This window comes from Pseudomonas sp. FP2196 (genome assembly GCF_030687715.1).
Taxonomy (GTDB): Bacteria; Pseudomonadota; Gammaproteobacteria; order Pseudomonadales; family Pseudomonadaceae; genus Aquipseudomonas.
This window is the reverse complement of sequence record NZ_CP117445.1, coordinates 6,091,443-6,107,572: the sequence shown is the minus strand read 5'-3', so window position 1 is coordinate 6,107,572 and position 16,130 is coordinate 6,091,443. Positions and strand designations below refer to the sequence as shown.

16 protein-coding genes are annotated in these 16,130 nt (G+C 58.6%); all 16 read left to right on the top strand.

Translation table 11 applies throughout. From position 1 onward, the window contains the following. Positions 1–50 precede the first annotated feature (50 nt). The 16 genes from PSH79_RS27510 to PSH79_RS27435 all read left to right on the top strand — a co-directional run bounded on the left by PSH79_RS27510 (position 51) and on the right by PSH79_RS27435 (position 16,113). A complete protein-coding gene (locus PSH79_RS27510) occupies positions 51–218 on the top strand; it encodes a rubredoxin (RefSeq protein ID WP_003437744.1) in 168 nt (55 codons plus the stop codon). Positions 219–238: 20 nt separating this feature from the next. After that, positions 239–1,387, top strand: a complete 1,149-nt coding sequence (locus PSH79_RS27505) for an NAD(P)/FAD-dependent oxidoreductase (protein ID WP_305440522.1) — start codon at positions 239–241, stop codon at positions 1,385–1,387. Positions 1,388–1,577: 190 nt separating this feature from the next. Continuing rightward, positions 1,578–1,853 (top strand): HU family DNA-binding protein, encoded by a 276-nt coding sequence (locus PSH79_RS27500; RefSeq protein WP_003213368.1) that lies wholly within the window; start codon positions 1,578–1,580, stop codon positions 1,851–1,853. 650 nt (positions 1,854–2,503) lie between these two features. After that, complete coding sequence (gene tssA, locus PSH79_RS27495) at positions 2,504–4,066, top strand: type VI secretion system protein TssA (protein ID WP_305440521.1); 1,563 nt, start codon at positions 2,504–2,506, stop codon at positions 4,064–4,066. A 32-nt stretch (positions 4,067–4,098) separates the two neighbouring features. Further along, positions 4,099–4,602, top strand: coding sequence for a type VI secretion system contractile sheath small subunit (tssB, locus tag PSH79_RS27490; protein ID WP_042561805.1), 504 nt, complete (start codon positions 4,099–4,101; stop codon positions 4,600–4,602). A gap of 26 nt (positions 4,603–4,628) precedes the next feature. Beyond that, positions 4,629–6,104: a type VI secretion system contractile sheath large subunit gene (gene tssC / locus PSH79_RS27485; protein WP_095187878.1), complete on the top strand. Its 1,476-nt coding sequence runs from the start codon at positions 4,629–4,631 to the stop codon at positions 6,102–6,104. Between the two features lie 9 nt (positions 6,105–6,113). Further along, positions 6,114–6,521 (top strand): type VI secretion system baseplate subunit TssE, encoded by a 408-nt coding sequence (gene tssE, locus PSH79_RS27480; RefSeq protein WP_095187879.1) that lies wholly within the window; start codon positions 6,114–6,116, stop codon positions 6,519–6,521. 11 nt (positions 6,522–6,532) lie between these two features. After that, the gene (locus PSH79_RS27475; protein ID WP_305440520.1) at positions 6,533–7,057 is read left to right on the top strand and encodes a PAAR domain-containing protein; all 525 of its coding nucleotides are present in this window, start codon (positions 6,533–6,535) and stop codon (positions 7,055–7,057) included. Between the two features lie 11 nt (positions 7,058–7,068). Next, positions 7,069–8,040 carry a DUF6402 family protein gene (locus PSH79_RS27470; protein ID WP_305440519.1) on the top strand — a complete coding sequence of 324 codons (972 nt, stop codon included), beginning with the start codon at positions 7,069–7,071 and terminating at the stop codon, positions 8,038–8,040. A 2-nt stretch (positions 8,041–8,042) separates the two neighbouring features. Continuing rightward, positions 8,043–8,441 carry a hypothetical protein gene (locus PSH79_RS27465; RefSeq protein ID WP_234451686.1) on the top strand — a complete coding sequence of 133 codons (399 nt, stop codon included), beginning with the start codon at positions 8,043–8,045 and terminating at the stop codon, positions 8,439–8,441. A 65-nt stretch (positions 8,442–8,506) separates the two neighbouring features. Continuing rightward, the gene (locus tag PSH79_RS27460; protein ID WP_305440518.1) at positions 8,507–8,893 is read left to right on the top strand and encodes a hypothetical protein; all 387 of its coding nucleotides are present in this window, start codon (positions 8,507–8,509) and stop codon (positions 8,891–8,893) included. 27 nt (positions 8,894–8,920) lie between these two features. After that, the gene (gene tssF / locus PSH79_RS27455; protein ID WP_187677136.1) at positions 8,921–10,708 is read left to right on the top strand and encodes a type VI secretion system baseplate subunit TssF; all 1,788 of its coding nucleotides are present in this window, start codon (positions 8,921–8,923) and stop codon (positions 10,706–10,708) included. Next, the gene (tssG, locus tag PSH79_RS27450) at positions 10,672–11,679 is read left to right on the top strand and encodes a type VI secretion system baseplate subunit TssG (RefSeq protein WP_305440516.1); all 1,008 of its coding nucleotides are present in this window, start codon (positions 10,672–10,674) and stop codon (positions 11,677–11,679) included. Before tssF ends, tssG begins: the two co-directional genes overlap by 37 nt. Positions 11,680–11,690: 11 nt before the next feature. Then, positions 11,691–14,348, top strand: coding sequence for a type VI secretion system ATPase TssH (gene tssH / locus PSH79_RS27445; RefSeq protein ID WP_305440515.1), 2,658 nt, complete (start codon positions 11,691–11,693; stop codon positions 14,346–14,348). Positions 14,349–14,358: 10 nt separating this feature from the next. After that, a complete protein-coding gene (locus PSH79_RS27440) occupies positions 14,359–15,879 on the top strand; it encodes a sigma-54-dependent Fis family transcriptional regulator (protein WP_305440514.1) in 1,521 nt (506 codons plus the stop codon). A gap of 93 nt (positions 15,880–15,972) precedes the next feature. After that, complete coding sequence (locus PSH79_RS27435; protein WP_003229566.1) at positions 15,973–16,113, top strand: hypothetical protein; 141 nt, start codon at positions 15,973–15,975, stop codon at positions 16,111–16,113. Positions 16,114–16,130: the final 17 nt, after the last annotated feature.

The following is a 16,130-nucleotide window of genomic DNA, read 5'->3' as shown; positions in this document are numbered from 1 at the left end:
CCATCGACCGTTCGCGCCGACAAAAGCCTGAAACCTGAGGAAGTACCTGAATGAAAAAGTGGCAATGCATCGTCTGCGGCCTGATCTATAACGAAGCCGACGGCTGGCCGGATGACGGCATCGCACCGGGCACCCTGTGGCAGGACGTGCCGGAAGACTGGCTGTGCCCGGACTGCGGCGTCGGCAAGATGGACTTCGAAATGATCGAAATCAACTGAGTAAACCCAAGGAGTAAGGCATGAACGCACCTGTCGTAATCATCGGCACCGGGCTTGCGGGCTATAACCTGGCCCGGGAGTTTCGCAAGCTCGATAGCGAAACCCCGCTGCTGCTGATTACCGCTGATGACGGTCGCTCTTACTCCAAGCCGATGCTCTCCACCGGTTTCGGCAAGAACAAGGACGCCGATGGCCTGAGCATGGCCGAACCGGGCGCCATGGCCGAGCAGTTGAAGGCCGAAGTGCGCACCCACACGCGCGTCAGCGGCATCGACGCCGGCCACAAACGCCTGTGGATCGGCGAAGAAACGGTGTACTACCGCGACCTGATCCTCGCCTGGGGCGCGGAAACCGTGCGCGTACCGATTGAAGGCGATGGCGCGGATCTGGTGTTCCCGATCAACGATCTCGAAGACTACGCACGCTTTCGCATCGCAGCGGCCGGCAAGCGTCGTGTGCTGGTGCTCGGTGCCGGCCTGATCGGTTGTGAATTCGCCAATGACTTGATCCTCGGCGGCTACGAAGTGCAACTGGTCGCGCCGTGCGAGCAGGTCATGCCGATGTTGCTGCATCCCGCCGCTGCGGCCGCGGTGCAGAGCGGGCTGGAAAGCCTCGGTGCGCGTTTCCACCTCGGCCCGGTGCTGACCCGTCTGCAAAAAGTCGCTGATGGCCTGGAAGCGCATTTGTCCGACGGCCAGGTCATTGCGTGCGACGTGGTGGTCTCGGCCATCGGTCTGCGCCCACGCATCGATCTGGCAGCGGCTGCCGGCGTGCAGGTCAATCGCGGCGTCGTGGTTGATCGCCATCTGAAGACCTCCCACGCCAATATCTACGCCCTGGGCGATTGCGCCGAGGTCGACGGGCTGAATTTGCTGTACGTAATGCCCCTCATGAGCTGTGCGCGAGCGCTTGCCCAAACGTTGGCGGGGAACCCGACAGCGGTGAGCTACGGCCCGATGCCGATCACTGTTAAAACCCCGGTGTGCCCGCTGGTGGTTTCTCCACCGCCACGGGGCAGCGAAGGCGTCTGGACTGTTGAAGGGCAGGGCGCTGACATCAAGGCGCTGTGCCACAGCGTCGATGGTCAGTTGCTCGGATATGCCCTGACTGGGGCGGCCGTCATGGAAAAACTTGCCCTGAACAAACAGCTTCCGGCCTTGCTGGCGTAAATACCGGTCGTTCTGTCGGAATCACCCCGCTTTTGCCCCTACAAAGGTCGCGGGGAGACTGGCGCCGCCGGTATCCGCGTGCCATCCTCACTCCCGTCTGCCGCAGAGTAGAGCCTGCGGCGCCTTGGGCGCTGTTCCAACGAGAACAGCACGGACATAACAACAAAAAACCGTCAAAGGGGCTTCACTAATGCGTAAACCAGAACTCGCCGCCGCAATCGCTGAAAAAGCAGATCTGACCAAAGAACAGGCCAACCGCGTACTCAACGCCGTTCTCGAAGAAATCACCGGCGCTCTGCACCGCAAGGACAGCGTCACGCTGGTGGGCTTCGGCACCTTCCTGCAGCGCCACCGCGGCGCCCGTACCGGCAAAAACCCGCAAACCGGTGAGCCGGTGAAAATCAAGGCCAGCAACACCGTTGCGTTCAAGCCAGGCAAATCGTTGAAAGACAGCGTTAATCCGTAATTGCGGCGAACTCCTCGAATAACGGGGAGAACCGCAGGAAAAAATGGGCATACCGATTGCGGTCGGGTGCCCATTTTTTATGCGTATTGATTTATCCAGCGATACGGTTTTTGTCCAGGTGTTAATACGCATCGGGTATTCGTTGCATTTGATAGCTATCGACTCGCCTAAATAATGAAGAGATGCTCTATATATAAAGCCATCAAAATGATGGCACTTTTTTAAGTGTCCGTTGTCCATCTGCGTTTTGTTGAAACAATGCCGAAATCTTTCGGAATCATCCTACAGCCAGATTTTTCAAAACTTGTCATGCTTCGCGCTCTTCCACTCAGGCGTCTTTTTGCGTGGTGAGCGGGAATTGGAGCGACCGCTCTAAATCGGGGTTTTCAGGTTGTCTCTACGCGTGCGTGGATATAAAGAAGGTATCGGGGATTCCCTGACTAAATATAGGGAAACCTCCTACAACAAATAAAGAACACTTCATCTTGTTGTTTAATCAGATGCTTGCTAGTGGCCATCATAGTGATTACGATGCGCCCACTTGTAAGAGCACAACTCAATTGGATGAGCCGCTTCAACGCTCTTCGATACTGTCCCGCGCCGCTTTACTTCCAATAGGCGCATGACGTTATCCAAACCAAAGGCCATGGATGTCCTACTCAAGCAAACTTTCCGCCCATTACCTCGAACTCGCTAAAGTCTCTGTTTCCAAAGAGAATTTTGCGGGCGAAGACGTTCGTTTTTCGAGCGAATTCGAGGCGCTGGAAAGCGAGCTGGCCAAAGCCTCGTCGATGCACGAAAGCGGGCAGATCGACTGGCTGAAAATTCGCGAAAACAGCGAAAACCTCCTGCGTACCCAATCCAAGGATTTGCGTGTCGGCGCCTGGCTGACCTGGTCGCTGTACCAGCGTGAATCCTTCCCCGGGCTGCTGGCCGGTCTTGGATTACTGCACCATCTGTCGGAAAACAACTGGGCCGACGTTCACCCGCTCAAGCCCCGTACCCGTGCCGCCGCCATTGGCTGGCTGGTGCCGCGTCTTGAGCAGGTCATCACCGAAAACATCGCGATCAAAGAGCAGTTGCCGATGTTCCGGCAGCTCTCCGAGCATCTGGCGGGCCTCGACGCGGCCTGCACCGAACATCTGGGTGATGACGCGCCGCTCTTGCTGCCGCTCTCCCGTCGCCTGAAAACCATGATCCAGCGCGCTTCCGACAACCAGCCGGCACCCGGTGTGGTAGGCGCGGCGGTGGCGCAGGTCAAGCAGGCCGCGAGCCAGTTGCTCACCCCCGGCGCACCGATCGACAACGAAAAAGACGCCCACAAGGCACTGCGCGCCCAGCAGGAAAGCGCGCGGCCGCTGTGTGCCTGGTGGCTCAAGCAGAAAGCCACCGACCTGCGCGCCCTGCGCCTGAATCGCACGCTGCTGTGGATGACCATCGACGCGGTGCCCGAACGCAATGCCGAGCAGATCACGGTGCTGCGCGGCCTGCCGGTCGACAAGCTCAAGCAATATCAGGATCGCTTCGATCAGGGCAAATACGCGGATCTGCTGGTGGAACTGGAGGCGAGCCTGGCGAAGGCGCCGTTCTGGTTCGATGGCCAGCGAATGGTCTGGGAGTGTCTCCAGAACCTCAACGCCGAGTTGGCAATGCGCGAAGTGGAAATCCACTTCGCGCTTTTGGTTCAGCGCCTGCCCGGCATCATCGAATGTCGTTTCCATGACGGCGCGCCGTTCGCCGATCCGTCCACCCGGGCGTGGATCGCCGGCAATGTCATGCCGCACCTGCAAAGCGCCAGCGCGCCCCGCAAGGTCGAAACCGAAGACATTCAAACGCAGCCAGCCTGGGAAAAAGCCCTCGAAGAAGTCTTGCCACTGCTGCGCAAGGAAGGCTTGAAGCCTGCCGTGCAGATCCTCAAGCAAGGCCTGCAGTCGGCCCACGGTGGACGCGAGCGCTTTTTCTGGCAGTTCGCGCTCGCCCGCCTGTGCTTCATGGCCAAGAAATACGAACTGGCCAAGAACCAGCTCGAAACACTCGATCAGACATTACAGGACTCAGGCCTGCACGCCTGGGAGCCCGATCTTGCATTGGAAGTGCTGCACCTGCTGCACAGTTGCTGCGAGTTGTTGCCGCAGAACCATGCAGTGCGTGAACGCAAGGAAGAGATTTATCGCAGGCTGTGCCACCTCGACCTCGAAGTGGTACTCGAATAGGCCCCAGGGCCACAACCGCAAGGAGAAAAGCCATGGCCAAAGAAGGCTCGGTAGCCCCCAAGGAACGCATCAACGTCACCTTCAAACCCGCCACCGGCGGTGCTCAGGAAGAGATTGAACTGCCGCTGAAACTGCTGGCAATCGGTGACTACACCCACCGCAAGGACGAGCGCAAGATCGAAGATCGCAAGCCGATCAGCATCGACAAGATGACCTTCGACGAAGTACTGGCCAAGCAAGAGCTTAGCCTGACGATGAACGTGCCGAACCGTCTGCAGGAAGAAGGCAGCACTGAAGAGTTGGGCGTGCAACTGCGCGTCAATTCGATGAAGGACTTCAACCCGGCCAGCCTGGTCGAGCAAGTGCCTGAGCTGAAAAAGCTGATGGAACTGCGTGACGCGCTGGTGGCCCTCAAAGGCCCGCTGGGTAACGCCCCTGCTTTCCGTAAAGCCATCGAAGGCGTGCTCGCCGACGACGAATCCCGCGGTCGCGTACTCGGTGAGCTGGGCCTGAACGCCGCAGCCACCGACGCCTGAACCCAGCAGCCAAGGAAGCCAACACAATGAGCACTAGCGCAGCACAAGAGAAAGGCGCCGCCAGCGGCGAGTACAGCATTCTCGACAGCATCATCGCCGAAACCCGTCTGACGCCGGACGACGAAGCCTACGACATCGCCAAGCGTGGCGTGTCGGCGTTCATCGAAGAACTGCTCAAGCCGCAGAACAACGGTGAGCCGGTCAAGAAGGCCATGGTTGACCGCATGATCGCCGAGATCGATGCCAAGCTCAGCCGTCAGATGGACGAAATCCTGCACCACCCTGACTTCCAGGCTCTGGAATCGTCGTGGCGTGGGCTGCAACTGCTGGTCGACCGCACCAACTTCCGCGAAAACATCAAGATCGAAATCCTCAACGTCTCGAAAGAAGACCTGCTGGACGATTTCGAAGATTCGCCGGAAGTCATGCAGTCGGGCCTGTACAAGCACATCTACACCGCTGAATACGGCCAGTTCGGTGGTCAGCCGGTTGGCGCGATCATCGCCAACTACTACATGTCGCCAAGCTCGCCAGACGTGAAGCTGATGCAGTACGTCGCCAGCGTTTCGTGCATGTCCCACGCGCCGTTCATCGCTGCGGCCGGCCCGAAATTCTTCGGTCTGGAAAGCTTCACCGGCCTGCCGGATCTGAAAGATCTGAAAGACCACTTCGAAGGCCCGCAATTCGCCAAATGGCAGAGCTTCCGTACCTCGGAAGACTCCCGCTACGTTGGCCTGACCGTGCCGCGTTTCCTGCTGCGTAACCCGTACGATCCGGAAGAAAACCCGGTCAAATCGTTCGTGTACAAGGAAACCGTTGCCAACAGCCACGAGCACTACCTGTGGGGCAACACCGCTTACGCGTTCGGCACCAAGCTGACCGACAGCTTCGCCAAATTCCGCTGGTGCCCGAACATCATCGGCCCACAGAGCGGCGGCGCGGTTGAAGATCTGCCTCTGCACCACTTCGAAAGCATGGGCGAAATCGAAACCAAGATTCCTACCGAAGTATTGGTTTCCGACCGTCGTGAATACGAACTGGCCGAGGAAGGCTTCATCTCCCTGACCATGCGTAAAGGCTCCGACAACGCGGCGTTCTTCTCCGCCAGCTCGGTGCAGAAGCCGAAGTTCTTCGGCATCAGCGCAGAAGGCAAGGCTGCAGAGCTGAACTACAAGCTCGGCACCCAACTGCCGTACATGATGATCGTCAACCGCCTGGCTCACTACTTGAAAGTGCTGCAGCGCGAGCAACTCGGTTCGTGGAAAGAACGTACCGACCTCGAGCTGGAACTCAACAAGTGGATCCGTCAGTACGTGGCCGACCAGGAAAACCCGAGCGCCGAAGTCCGTGGCCGTCGTCCGCTGCGCGCTGCGCAAGTGATCGTCAGCGACGTTGAAGGCGAGCCGGGCTGGTACCGCGTGAGCTTGAACGTGCGTCCGCACTTCAAGTACATGGGTGCCGATTTCACCCTGTCGCTGGTTGGCAAGCTGGACAAAGAGTAAGAGCGACTCATGGACGGATACGGCAGTCTTTTCGAACGCCTCAATGGCGACGCGGAACAGCGCAAGGGCAGGAGCCTCGAAGCTTCGGCCATGGCGTCTGTGGCTGCCCATCTGGCCAAAATGCTCAGCACCCGGGCCGGCAGCGTGCAAACGCTGTCCGACTACGGGTTGCCCGATCTCAATGACATGCGTCTGAGCCTGCACGACTCCCTGAGTCAGGCCCGGCTGGCCATCGAAAACTTCATCGAAGCCTACGAGCCACGCCTGAGCAATGTGCGTGTCATTTCCCTGCCGCGTGACCACGATCAACTGCGCCTGGCCTTCAGTATCGAAGGCCTGCTGGAAGTTGAAGGTTTCAAGCGTCAGGTCAGTTTTTCCGCGCGCCTGGATGGCAGCGGACAAGTGAAGGTCAACTAAGGAGAACCCCGATGTCTGGCAAACCTGCAGCACGTGTATCCGACCCCACCGCTTGCCCGCTCCCCGGTCACGGCACCAACCCGATCGCCGCCGGTTCTGGCGACGTGTTCTTCGACGGCCTCGCGGCCGCCCGCCAAGGCGATGCCTCCGCGTGTGGTGGTGCGATGGTTGGTGGTTTGGCCACGACGGTGAAAATCAACGGCAAGTCTGCTGTCACCGTCGATTCTGAAGGCACGCATGGGAATAAGGTTACGGCAGGGTCATCGACGGTAATTATCGGTAACTCGCACTCGCCGGCGCCGTTTGTGCCGCCGTTGCCAGTGGAGATTAAGTGGCCGTTTACGGAGCACTTCGTTGTTACTGATCCCGAGACAGGCGCACCGGTAGCTAATCGTGGATACACCATCCGTACTGACTCAGGAAAAGAGGTTACGGGTGTAACGGACAGTGAAGGCAAAACCTCAGTGGTCGGCTCTTCCATCGCTGAAGGGGTCACTTTGTTTTTGGATTCTCAAGACTCGATAGCCATTTCCTGAGACTGATTTTTATGCCAGCTCCTATTAAAACTGCACTGACGCCCGCTGAAAATAAAGAAGGTCAAAGTGTTCAGGTCAAGGACTTTCAGATTTCTTCAATTCCACGGGTTATGGATAAGTTGGGGTGGACGGTATCTGCTCGTGTTATGCGGAAATGGTTTGCTGGCGAACCTTATGAATTGTCAAAGTCTGTCAAGCAGGGCGATCTTGCAGCGAGCACATTGAGTGCGGAAAAGCTCCTTACAGATATACCGTTTGATTGGCTGTTTTCAGGATCGAAACGAGTAAAGCCAAAAATTGATGAGTTCGTCGCGGCGCTTTCATCATCGTCCGAATTTAACAATAGCGTTGGTAGATTAAAGGGTTCTCTGGACGAGCTCTCCAGAGGTCTGGTCGTATTAATGACTCGCCTTCAACGACTCGGGTTGCTGGATGCTAAAGCAAAAAAATTGAAAAGTGCTTATCTGGACTATAGCGATAAAACAGCGTTGGAACTCGAAGAGATATCTCAGTTTAACTTGATTCGGTTCGGGGCCACAGACTGGGAGAAAGCTACCGATGCTCTGGACGATGTATACGGTGCGCTAGGAACTTTTGTTGTTAAGGTTGCAGCTACCAAGTTACGGACTATTTCAAATGATAATGGCTTTCCGGCAATAGAGATTGAGCAGATCGGGCTTTATGTCCGAGATACATACGATTTTCTCAATGCAGGGGATGATCAACTGCTGGGCTACTGGTCGGAGGAGGGCGTCATCAGGCCTGGACCAATTGATTACGTCACCGAACCAAAGCTGATCGAAAAAGGTGGGGTGGAATATCATAAAGTGACGAATGGAAAGTTTAATGAGTATCGCAAGTTGCACGGCAAGGGTGGCGATTTCATGATCTATACGGCCGTTAAATTATATGATGTCTCATTTATCATTCACCTTGGGCCAATCGATTTTGATGAGTATCTTTCTCGCTCAGGGTCGAAGTGATTATGAAGGCGCCTTCGAAACTGTTTTTATTTTTATTTTTGGTGGGAGCACCCATTTTTGTTTGGCTGTATATAAAGCTGGGTGCTGCCGCAGCGGCAGAGGTTTATTCGACAAAATGGAATGAATCAAAAACTTGCTATATAAATTCATATATCCCCAGGTATTCGAGTTTTGGTGTTGCTGGGAAAGTGGTAAAGCTTTTTACAAGTGAAGCTTTTTTTCGGGTGTATAACAAAAAAGGTGAATTGCTAAGGTCATCTGAGTGGCTACTCTGGCAAAGTGAGTTCACAACAGATGAACGCTCACAGTGGATCAATGGTCATGCAATCTACCCAACTTCATCAGGCTATGAAGGCTGGAATATTACAGCATGCGCACCGTTAGACGGCGGTGAGGAATAAATATGTACGGGGAATGGAAGAGTCTCAATGTTCAATATTTGAGCTCAGGAGGTCGTCGATTACTCGTGGCTGCCCTATGGTTTCCGCTGGTTGTTCTCTCGCTCATTGTGCTGATTGATCAATTGAATGAACCGCCTTCCGTTGCTCTGAATTTTGAAACCTTAGGAATGATTTTTGGAGTTCCGGCATACATCGCTTTTGCAATTCTGGAAATGCGGCTCATGCGGGATAAGCCTGAGCAGCGGGTGCTTAATCGAATTTGGCTTGGGCCGCTGGTGTTCATGCTTTTTTACGCCGTTAACTGGATGCTCTTTCGGTTAGCGGGAGGACTCAGCGGTCAGCCCATGAAGGGCGCGATGATGATCGAGTGGCTGGCATATGTTCCGACCTTGCTCATCTTCGGCTACGTAGTGTCCGGACTGACAGTCGCGCTCTACAGGATATTTTTTTGATGCGTTCCACTACCAGGCAGGTAACCCGTGTCCTTTAACCACTACTACCAAAGCGAACTCACCGCACTGCGCCAACTCGGTCGCCGTTTCGCCGAGCGTAGTCCGGCGTTGGCGCCGTATCTGGGGCAGGCCGGGCGGGATCCGGATGTGGAGCGGTTGCTCGAAGGCTTTGCGTTTCTCACCGGGCGTCTGCGGCAGAAGCTCGATGACGAACTGCCGGAGCTCAGTCATTCCCTGATGCAATTGCTGTGGCCGAACTACATGCGCCCGCTGCCGGCGTTCAGCATTTTGCAGTTCGATCCGCTCAAGCGTTCGGGCCCGGCGCTGGTGGTCGAGCGCGATACGCCGGTGGAAAGCAAGCCGATCGAAGACGTGCGCTGCCGCTTCCGCACCTGCTACCCGACCGAGGTGTTGCCGCTGGATCTGGCCGCGCTGAACTACTCGGTGAAGGGCGACGGTTCGTTGCTCAGCCTGCGTCTGGAAATGAGCGCCGACGGCCATCTCGGCGAGTTGGAGCTGAGCAAACTGCGGCTGCACTTTGCCGGTGAGCGCTACATCAGTCAGATGCTTTACCTGAGCCTGCTGCGCAACCTCGAAGGCATAGAACTGATCCCGCTCGACGGCGCCGGCAAGCCGATTGATGGCGTCAGCGGCAAACCGATGGCGTTCAAAATTCCCGGTGACCGGGTCAAACCGGTGGGCTTTGCCGAAGAAGAAGCGTTGATTCCGTATCCGCTGAACACCTTCCGTGGTTATCGCTACCTGCAGGAATACTTCGCCTTTCAGGACAAGTTCCTGTTCGTCGACGTCAACGGTCTGGACATCCTCAAGGCACTGCCGGAAGACACCCTCAAGCAGATGCGCGGTCTGGAGTTGCGCTTTGATATCCGCAAGAGCGGCATCATGCGCATGCGCCCGACCCTGGATAACGTGAAGCTGTTCTGCACGCCGATTGCCAACCTGTTCGCGCACGACGCATTGCCGATTCGCCTCGACGGCAAGCAAGACGAATACCTGCTGCTGCCAGCGGAATACGATCTGGAAAACTGCGGCGTGTTCTCGGTGGAAACCGTGACGGGATGGAAGCCCGGTGGCCTCGGTTATCAGGAATACGTGCCGTTCGAATCCTTCGAGCACGACCCGAGTTTCGACGTGCCCAACAGCCGTCCGCATTACAGCATTCGCCAGCGTTCGTCCTTGCTGCACGACGGCCTCGACACTTACCTGAGCTTCGGCATTCGCCACACAGAAGCCCACGAAACCCTGTCGATCGAGCTGATGTGCACCAACCAGAATTTGCCGCGCAAGCTCAAGCTCGGCGACATCTGCATGGCCTGCGAAGAGACTCCGGAGTTCCTGAGTTTCCGCAACATCACCCCGGCCACTTCAAGCTTCGCGCCGCCGCTGAACCGTGACTTCCTGTGGAAGCTGATCAGCAACATGTCGCTTAACTATCTGTCGCTGGCGGACGTCAATGCGTTGAAGGTGATTCTGGAAACCTACGACCTGCCGCGCTACTACGACCAGCACGCGGAGAAGGTCAGCAAGCGCCTGCTCGGCGGCCTCAAACACATCAAGCACCACCACGTCGATCGGTTGCACCGTGGCCTGCCGGTGCGCGGTTTGCGCACCGAACTGACCATCGACCCGGAAGGGTATATCGGTGAAGGCGACCTGTTCGTTTTCGCTTCGGTTCTTAACGAGTTTTTCGCGCTTTACGCCAGTCTCAATTCATTCCATGAGCTGCGGGTAAAAAGCACACAGGGAGAGGTGTACCAATGGACACCACGTATGGGTCTGCAACCCCTGCTTTAAGCGGGTTGACCCGGGTAATACGCGAATACTCGCTGTTTCAGGCCGTGCTGCTGGTGATCGACCGGCTGCGCGAGGCACACCCGCACCTGAGCGAAGACGATTTGTACGATCACGTCGAGTTCCAGGCCAACCCGAGCCTCGGATTCCCGCGCAGCGATGTCGATCGCGTGGAGTTTTTCGAAGAGCACGGGCAGATGCGCGCGCGCATGCGGTTCAACCTGATCGGGCTGGTTGGCTCCGGTTCACCGCTGCCGGCGTTCTACGGCGAACAGGCACTGGGCGACAGCGAAGACGGCAACCCGACGCGCAACTTCCTCGACCTGTTCCACCATCGCCTGCAACGGCTGATGCTGCCGATCTGGCGCAAGTACCGCTACCGCGCCAGTTTCCAGAGCGGCGCGATCGACCCGTTCTCGGCGCAGCTGTTTGCACTGATCGGTCTGGGCGGCGACGAGATCCGCAAGGCCAAGGAACTCAACTGGAAACGCCTGCTGCCGTACCTCGGCCTGCTCAGCTTGCGGGCGCACTCGGCGGCGCTGATCGAAGCCGTGCTGCGTTACTACTTCAAGCACGAAGACCTGGTCATCGAGCAGTGCATCGAGCGCCGCGTGGAAATTCTCGAAGAGCAGCGCAATCGTTTGGGGCGCGCCAATAGCATGCTCGGCGAAGACCTGGTGCTCGGCGAACACGTGCGCGACCGCAGTGGCAAATTCCGCATTCACATCACCCAACTCGACTGGCAGCGATTCCATGAATTCCTGCCGATCGGCTTCGGTTACCAGCCGCTCTGCGCGCTGGTGCGGTTCACCTTGCGTGACCCGCTCGATTACGACATTCGCCTGGTCTTGCGCCAGGAAGAAATCCGCGAACTGCGCATCGGTGAGCAGAACGCCTGTCGCCTCGGTTGGACCAGTTGGCTGGGCCGCGAGAAAGCGGACGGCGTGGTGACCCTGGGCAGCAAAATTCATTAAGGACGTGAGCCATGATCAACGTAGACCTGCAACAACTCATCCAGGCGCTGGACGCCGAAACCCGTCGTGATCTGGAGCGTTCGGCCGAGCGTTGCGTTGCCCGTGGCGGCAGCAAGATCCTCGTCGAAGACTTGATGCTCGGCCTGCTGGAGCGTCCAAACGGCTTGCTCGCACGCGCGTTGCAAGATGCTGACGTCGACGCCGGTGAGCTGAGTGCAGCGCTGCAATCGCGCGTTGAACACAGCGCTTCGCGCAACCCGGTGTTCGCCCCGGAACTGGTGCAATGGCTGCAAGACGCCTTGCTGGTGGCCAACCTCGAACTGGGCCAGACCCAGGTCGAAGACGCCGCGCTGATCCTCGCCCTGCTGCGTAACCCGATGCGTTATGCCGGCAGCCGTTATCAGCCGCTGCTCGCCAAGCTGAACATCGATCGCCTGAAAGAATTTGCCCTGTCGCAACAGGAGCAACCGGCGGCCAACGGCAAACCGGCCGCGCAGGGCGAATCGCTGTTGCAGCGTTTCACCCACAACCTGACCCAACAGGCCCGTGACGGCAAACTCGACCCGGTGCTGTGCCGTGATGGTGCGATCCGTCAGATGGTCGATATCCTCGCCCGTCGCCGCAAAAACAACCCGATCGTGGTCGGTGAGGCCGGTGTCGGTAAAACCGCCATCGTCGAGGGCCTGGCCTCGCGCATTGCTGCCGGCGAAGTGCCGCAAGTGCTCAAAGGCGTTGAGCTGCTGTCGCTGGACATGGGCCTGTTGCAGGCTGGCGCCAGCGTCAAAGGTGAATTCGAGCGTCGCCTCAAAGGCGTGATCGACGAGGTCAAAGCCTCGCCGAAGCCGATCATTCTGTTCATCGACGAAGCCCACACCCTGATCGGCGCCGGCGGCAATGCCGGTGGTTCCGACGCGGCCAACCTGCTGAAACCGGCACTGGCTCGCGGTGAACTGCGCACCATCGCCGCGACCACCTGGGCCGAGTACAAGAAATACTTCGAGAAAGACCCGGCGCTGGCCCGTCGTTTCCAACCGGTGCAACTGCACGAACCGACCGTCAGCGAAGCAGTGACCATCCTTCGTGGTCTGGCTCAGGTCTACGAGAAGAGCCACGGCATCTACTTGCGTGATGACGCGGTGGTGTCTGCTGCCGAACTGTCTGCGCGTTATCTGGCTGGTCGGCAACTGCCGGACAAAGCCGTCGACGTCCTCGACACTGCGTGCGCCCGCGTGCGCATCAGCCTCGCCGCCGCCCCGGAAAGCCTTGAGCGTCTGCGTGGCGAACTGGCTGAAGGGGGCCGTCAGCGTCAGGCCCTGCGCCGCGATGCCGAAGCCGGTCTGTTGATCGACCACGAAGCGCTGGAAGCACTGGAAGCGCGTCTGGACGAAGCCGAAAACGAAATGGTCGCGCTGGAAACCCTGTGGACTGAGCAGAAGCAACTGGCCGAGCGCCTGCTGGAACTGCGTCAGCAACTGGCCAAGGCCCGCGAAGCCGCCGCCGTGGAGCCCACCGTCAACGTTGAAGAAGACGCTGAAGGCACCGTGATCGAAACGATTGCAGCCGAAGTCGAGGAAGGCCAAAGCGTCGAAGCGCTGGAAGCCGAGCTGAACAAGACCCACAGCGAGCTGACTGCTGCTCAGGTCAAAGAACGTCTGGTCAGCTTCGAAGTCTGCCCGCGTCTGGTGGCTGAAGTGATCAGCGCCTGGACTGGCGTGCCGCTGGCGCAACTGGCCCGTGAGCACAACGCCAAGGTCGCCAGCTTCGCCACCGACCTGCGCACGCGTATCCGTGGTCAGGAACAAGCCGTACACGCACTGGATCGCTCGATGCGCGCCACCGCTGCCGGCCTGAACAAGCCGGATGCACCGGTCGGCGTGTTCCTGCTGGTTGGCCCGAGCGGCGTCGGCAAGACCGAAACCGCACTGGCACTCGCCGATCTGCTGTACGGCGGTGATCGTTTCATCACCACCATCAACATGTCCGAGTTCCAGGAGAAGCACACCGTCTCGCGCCTGATCGGTGCACCGCCAGGCTACGTCGGTTACGGCGAGGGCGGCATGCTTACCGAAGCCGTGCGCCAGAAGCCGTACTCGGTGGTGCTGCTCGATGAGGTCGAAAAGGCTGATCCGGACGTGCTCAACCTGTTCTATCAAATCTTCGACAAAGGCGTGGCCAACGACGGCGAAGGTCGCGAGATCGACTTCCGCAACACGTTGATCCTGATGACCTCGAACCTCGGTAGCGACAAGATCAGCGACCTCTGCGAAGACGGCGCGCGGCCGACGGCCGAAGTGCTCGAAGAAACCATTCGCCCGGTACTCAGCAAACACTTCAAACCAGCGCTGCTGGCCCGTATGAAAGTGGTGCCGTACTACCCGGTCGGCGGCCCGGTATTGCGCGAGCTGATCGAAATCAAACTCGGCCGTCTCGGCGAGCGCCTCAACCGTCGTCAGCTGGATTTCAGCTGGTGCCAGAACCTCGTCGATCACCTGTCCGAGCGCTGCACGCAAAGCGAAAGCGGCGCACGCCTGATTGATCATCTGCTTGATCAGCACGTACTGCCGCTGGTGGCGGATCGTCTGCTCGACGCGATGGCCACCGGCGAAAGCCTCAAGCGTGTGCATGCCACGCTCGACGGCAACGCCAGCGTGATGTGCGAGTTCGCCTGAGGTGGGCGTGATGTTCACTCAAGTGCCGCAGCCGCTGGTCTATGCCGAAGCGTTGCTGGCGCAGTTCGCCAGTCTGTCGCGGGCGGCGGACGGTGCTGCGTTGCTGGGTGAATTCGTGCGTGGGTTGGCCGAGTTGAGTGGTTGCGAATTGACGCAGCTGTATCTGCTCGACGCCACCCACACGTGCCTCGGGATGAACGCCGAGTACCTCGACGGGGCGTTGCAACCGCGTCAGGCCGCGAGCCTGCCGGCAGATTACAACGGTGAGCAACTGTTGCAATTCGCCCTGTGCCAGAACCGCGTGGTGTGCCTCGACGACCTCAGTGGCAGCCTGCACGAAACCAGTTTCCTGCCCGCCGCGACGGCGCCGTGGCAGTCGCTGTTGTGCGTGCCGCTGGTCAATCAGCACAAGGCTGTCGAAGGCTTGCTGCTGTGTGCCAGTCGTCATCGCACCGACCTGCAGGGCTTTGCTGATTCGCTCGGCCAGCTCGGCTCGTTTGTGCTGGGGCAATTGCATTTGCTGCAACGCCTGCGTCAGCCGCTGGATGTAATGGAACCGGCGCTGCGCAGTGTGCCGAGCATCAGCGGTTACGGGTTGATCGGCAAAAGCGCGGCGATGCGTCAGACCTACTCGCTGATCAGCAAAGTCCTGCACAGCCCGTACACCGTGCTGTTGCGCGGCGAGACCGGTACCGGCAAGGAAGTCGTGGCGCGGGCGATTCATGATTGCGGCCCGCGTCGTTCCCAGGCGTTCATCGTGCAGAACTGCGCGGCGTTCCCGGAAAACCTGCTGGAAAGCGAACTGTTCGGTTATCGCAAAGGTGCCTTCACCGGTGCTGATCGCGACCGCGCCGGGCTGTTCGACGCGGCCAACGGCGGCACGCTGTTGCTCGACGAAATCGGTGATATGCCGCTGTCGTTGCAGGCCAAGATCCTGCGCGTGTTGCAGGAGGGCGAGATCCGTCCGCTGGGTTCCAACGACACGCACAAGATCGACGTGCGCATCATCGCCGCGACGCACCGCGATCTGTCGGTGCTGGTCAGCGAAGGCAAATTCCGCGAGGACTTGTACTACCGCCTCGCGCAATTCCCGATCGAGTTGCCGGCCCTTCGCCAGCGCGAAGGCGACATCCTCGATCTGGCTCGGCACTTCGCCGAAAAGACCTGCACCTTCTTGCAGCGTGATCCGGTGCGCTGGTCGGACGCGGCGCTCGAACACCTGTGCGGTTACACCTTCCCCGGCAACGTTCGCGAACTCAAGGCGCTGGTCGAACGCGCGGTGCTGTTGTGCGAGGGCGGCGAGTTGCTCGCCGAACATTTTTCCCTGCGCATGGAGCCGATGCCTGAAGACAGCAGCGGTCTGAATCTGCGCGAACGCCTGGAACAGGTCGAGCGCACTTTACTGCTCGATTGCCTGCGCAAAAACGACGGCAACCAGACCCTCGCCGCCCGCGAATTGGGCCTGCCCCGGCGCACGCTGCTGTACCGCCTCGGGCGGTTGAACATCAATCTGGGAGATTTCGATGGGTAGGCCAAAATCATCGATTTCCCCACAAAAAAACAATTTCAGCGCCGCCCGCAAGGGTCGGCGCTTTGTGCTTTGTCTACCCCTGGAGACCCTCTGATGTCTGTTCGTCACTGGCACGCTGTCCTGCTGACCCTCGTCGTTCTATGCGGCCTTGGCGGCTGTAGCGGCAATTACAAATTCAACGACAACGACTATCGCCCGTTGGGTGATCCGCAAGCGGTCAATCGCGGCAAGTGACCGCAAGGAGCATCAAA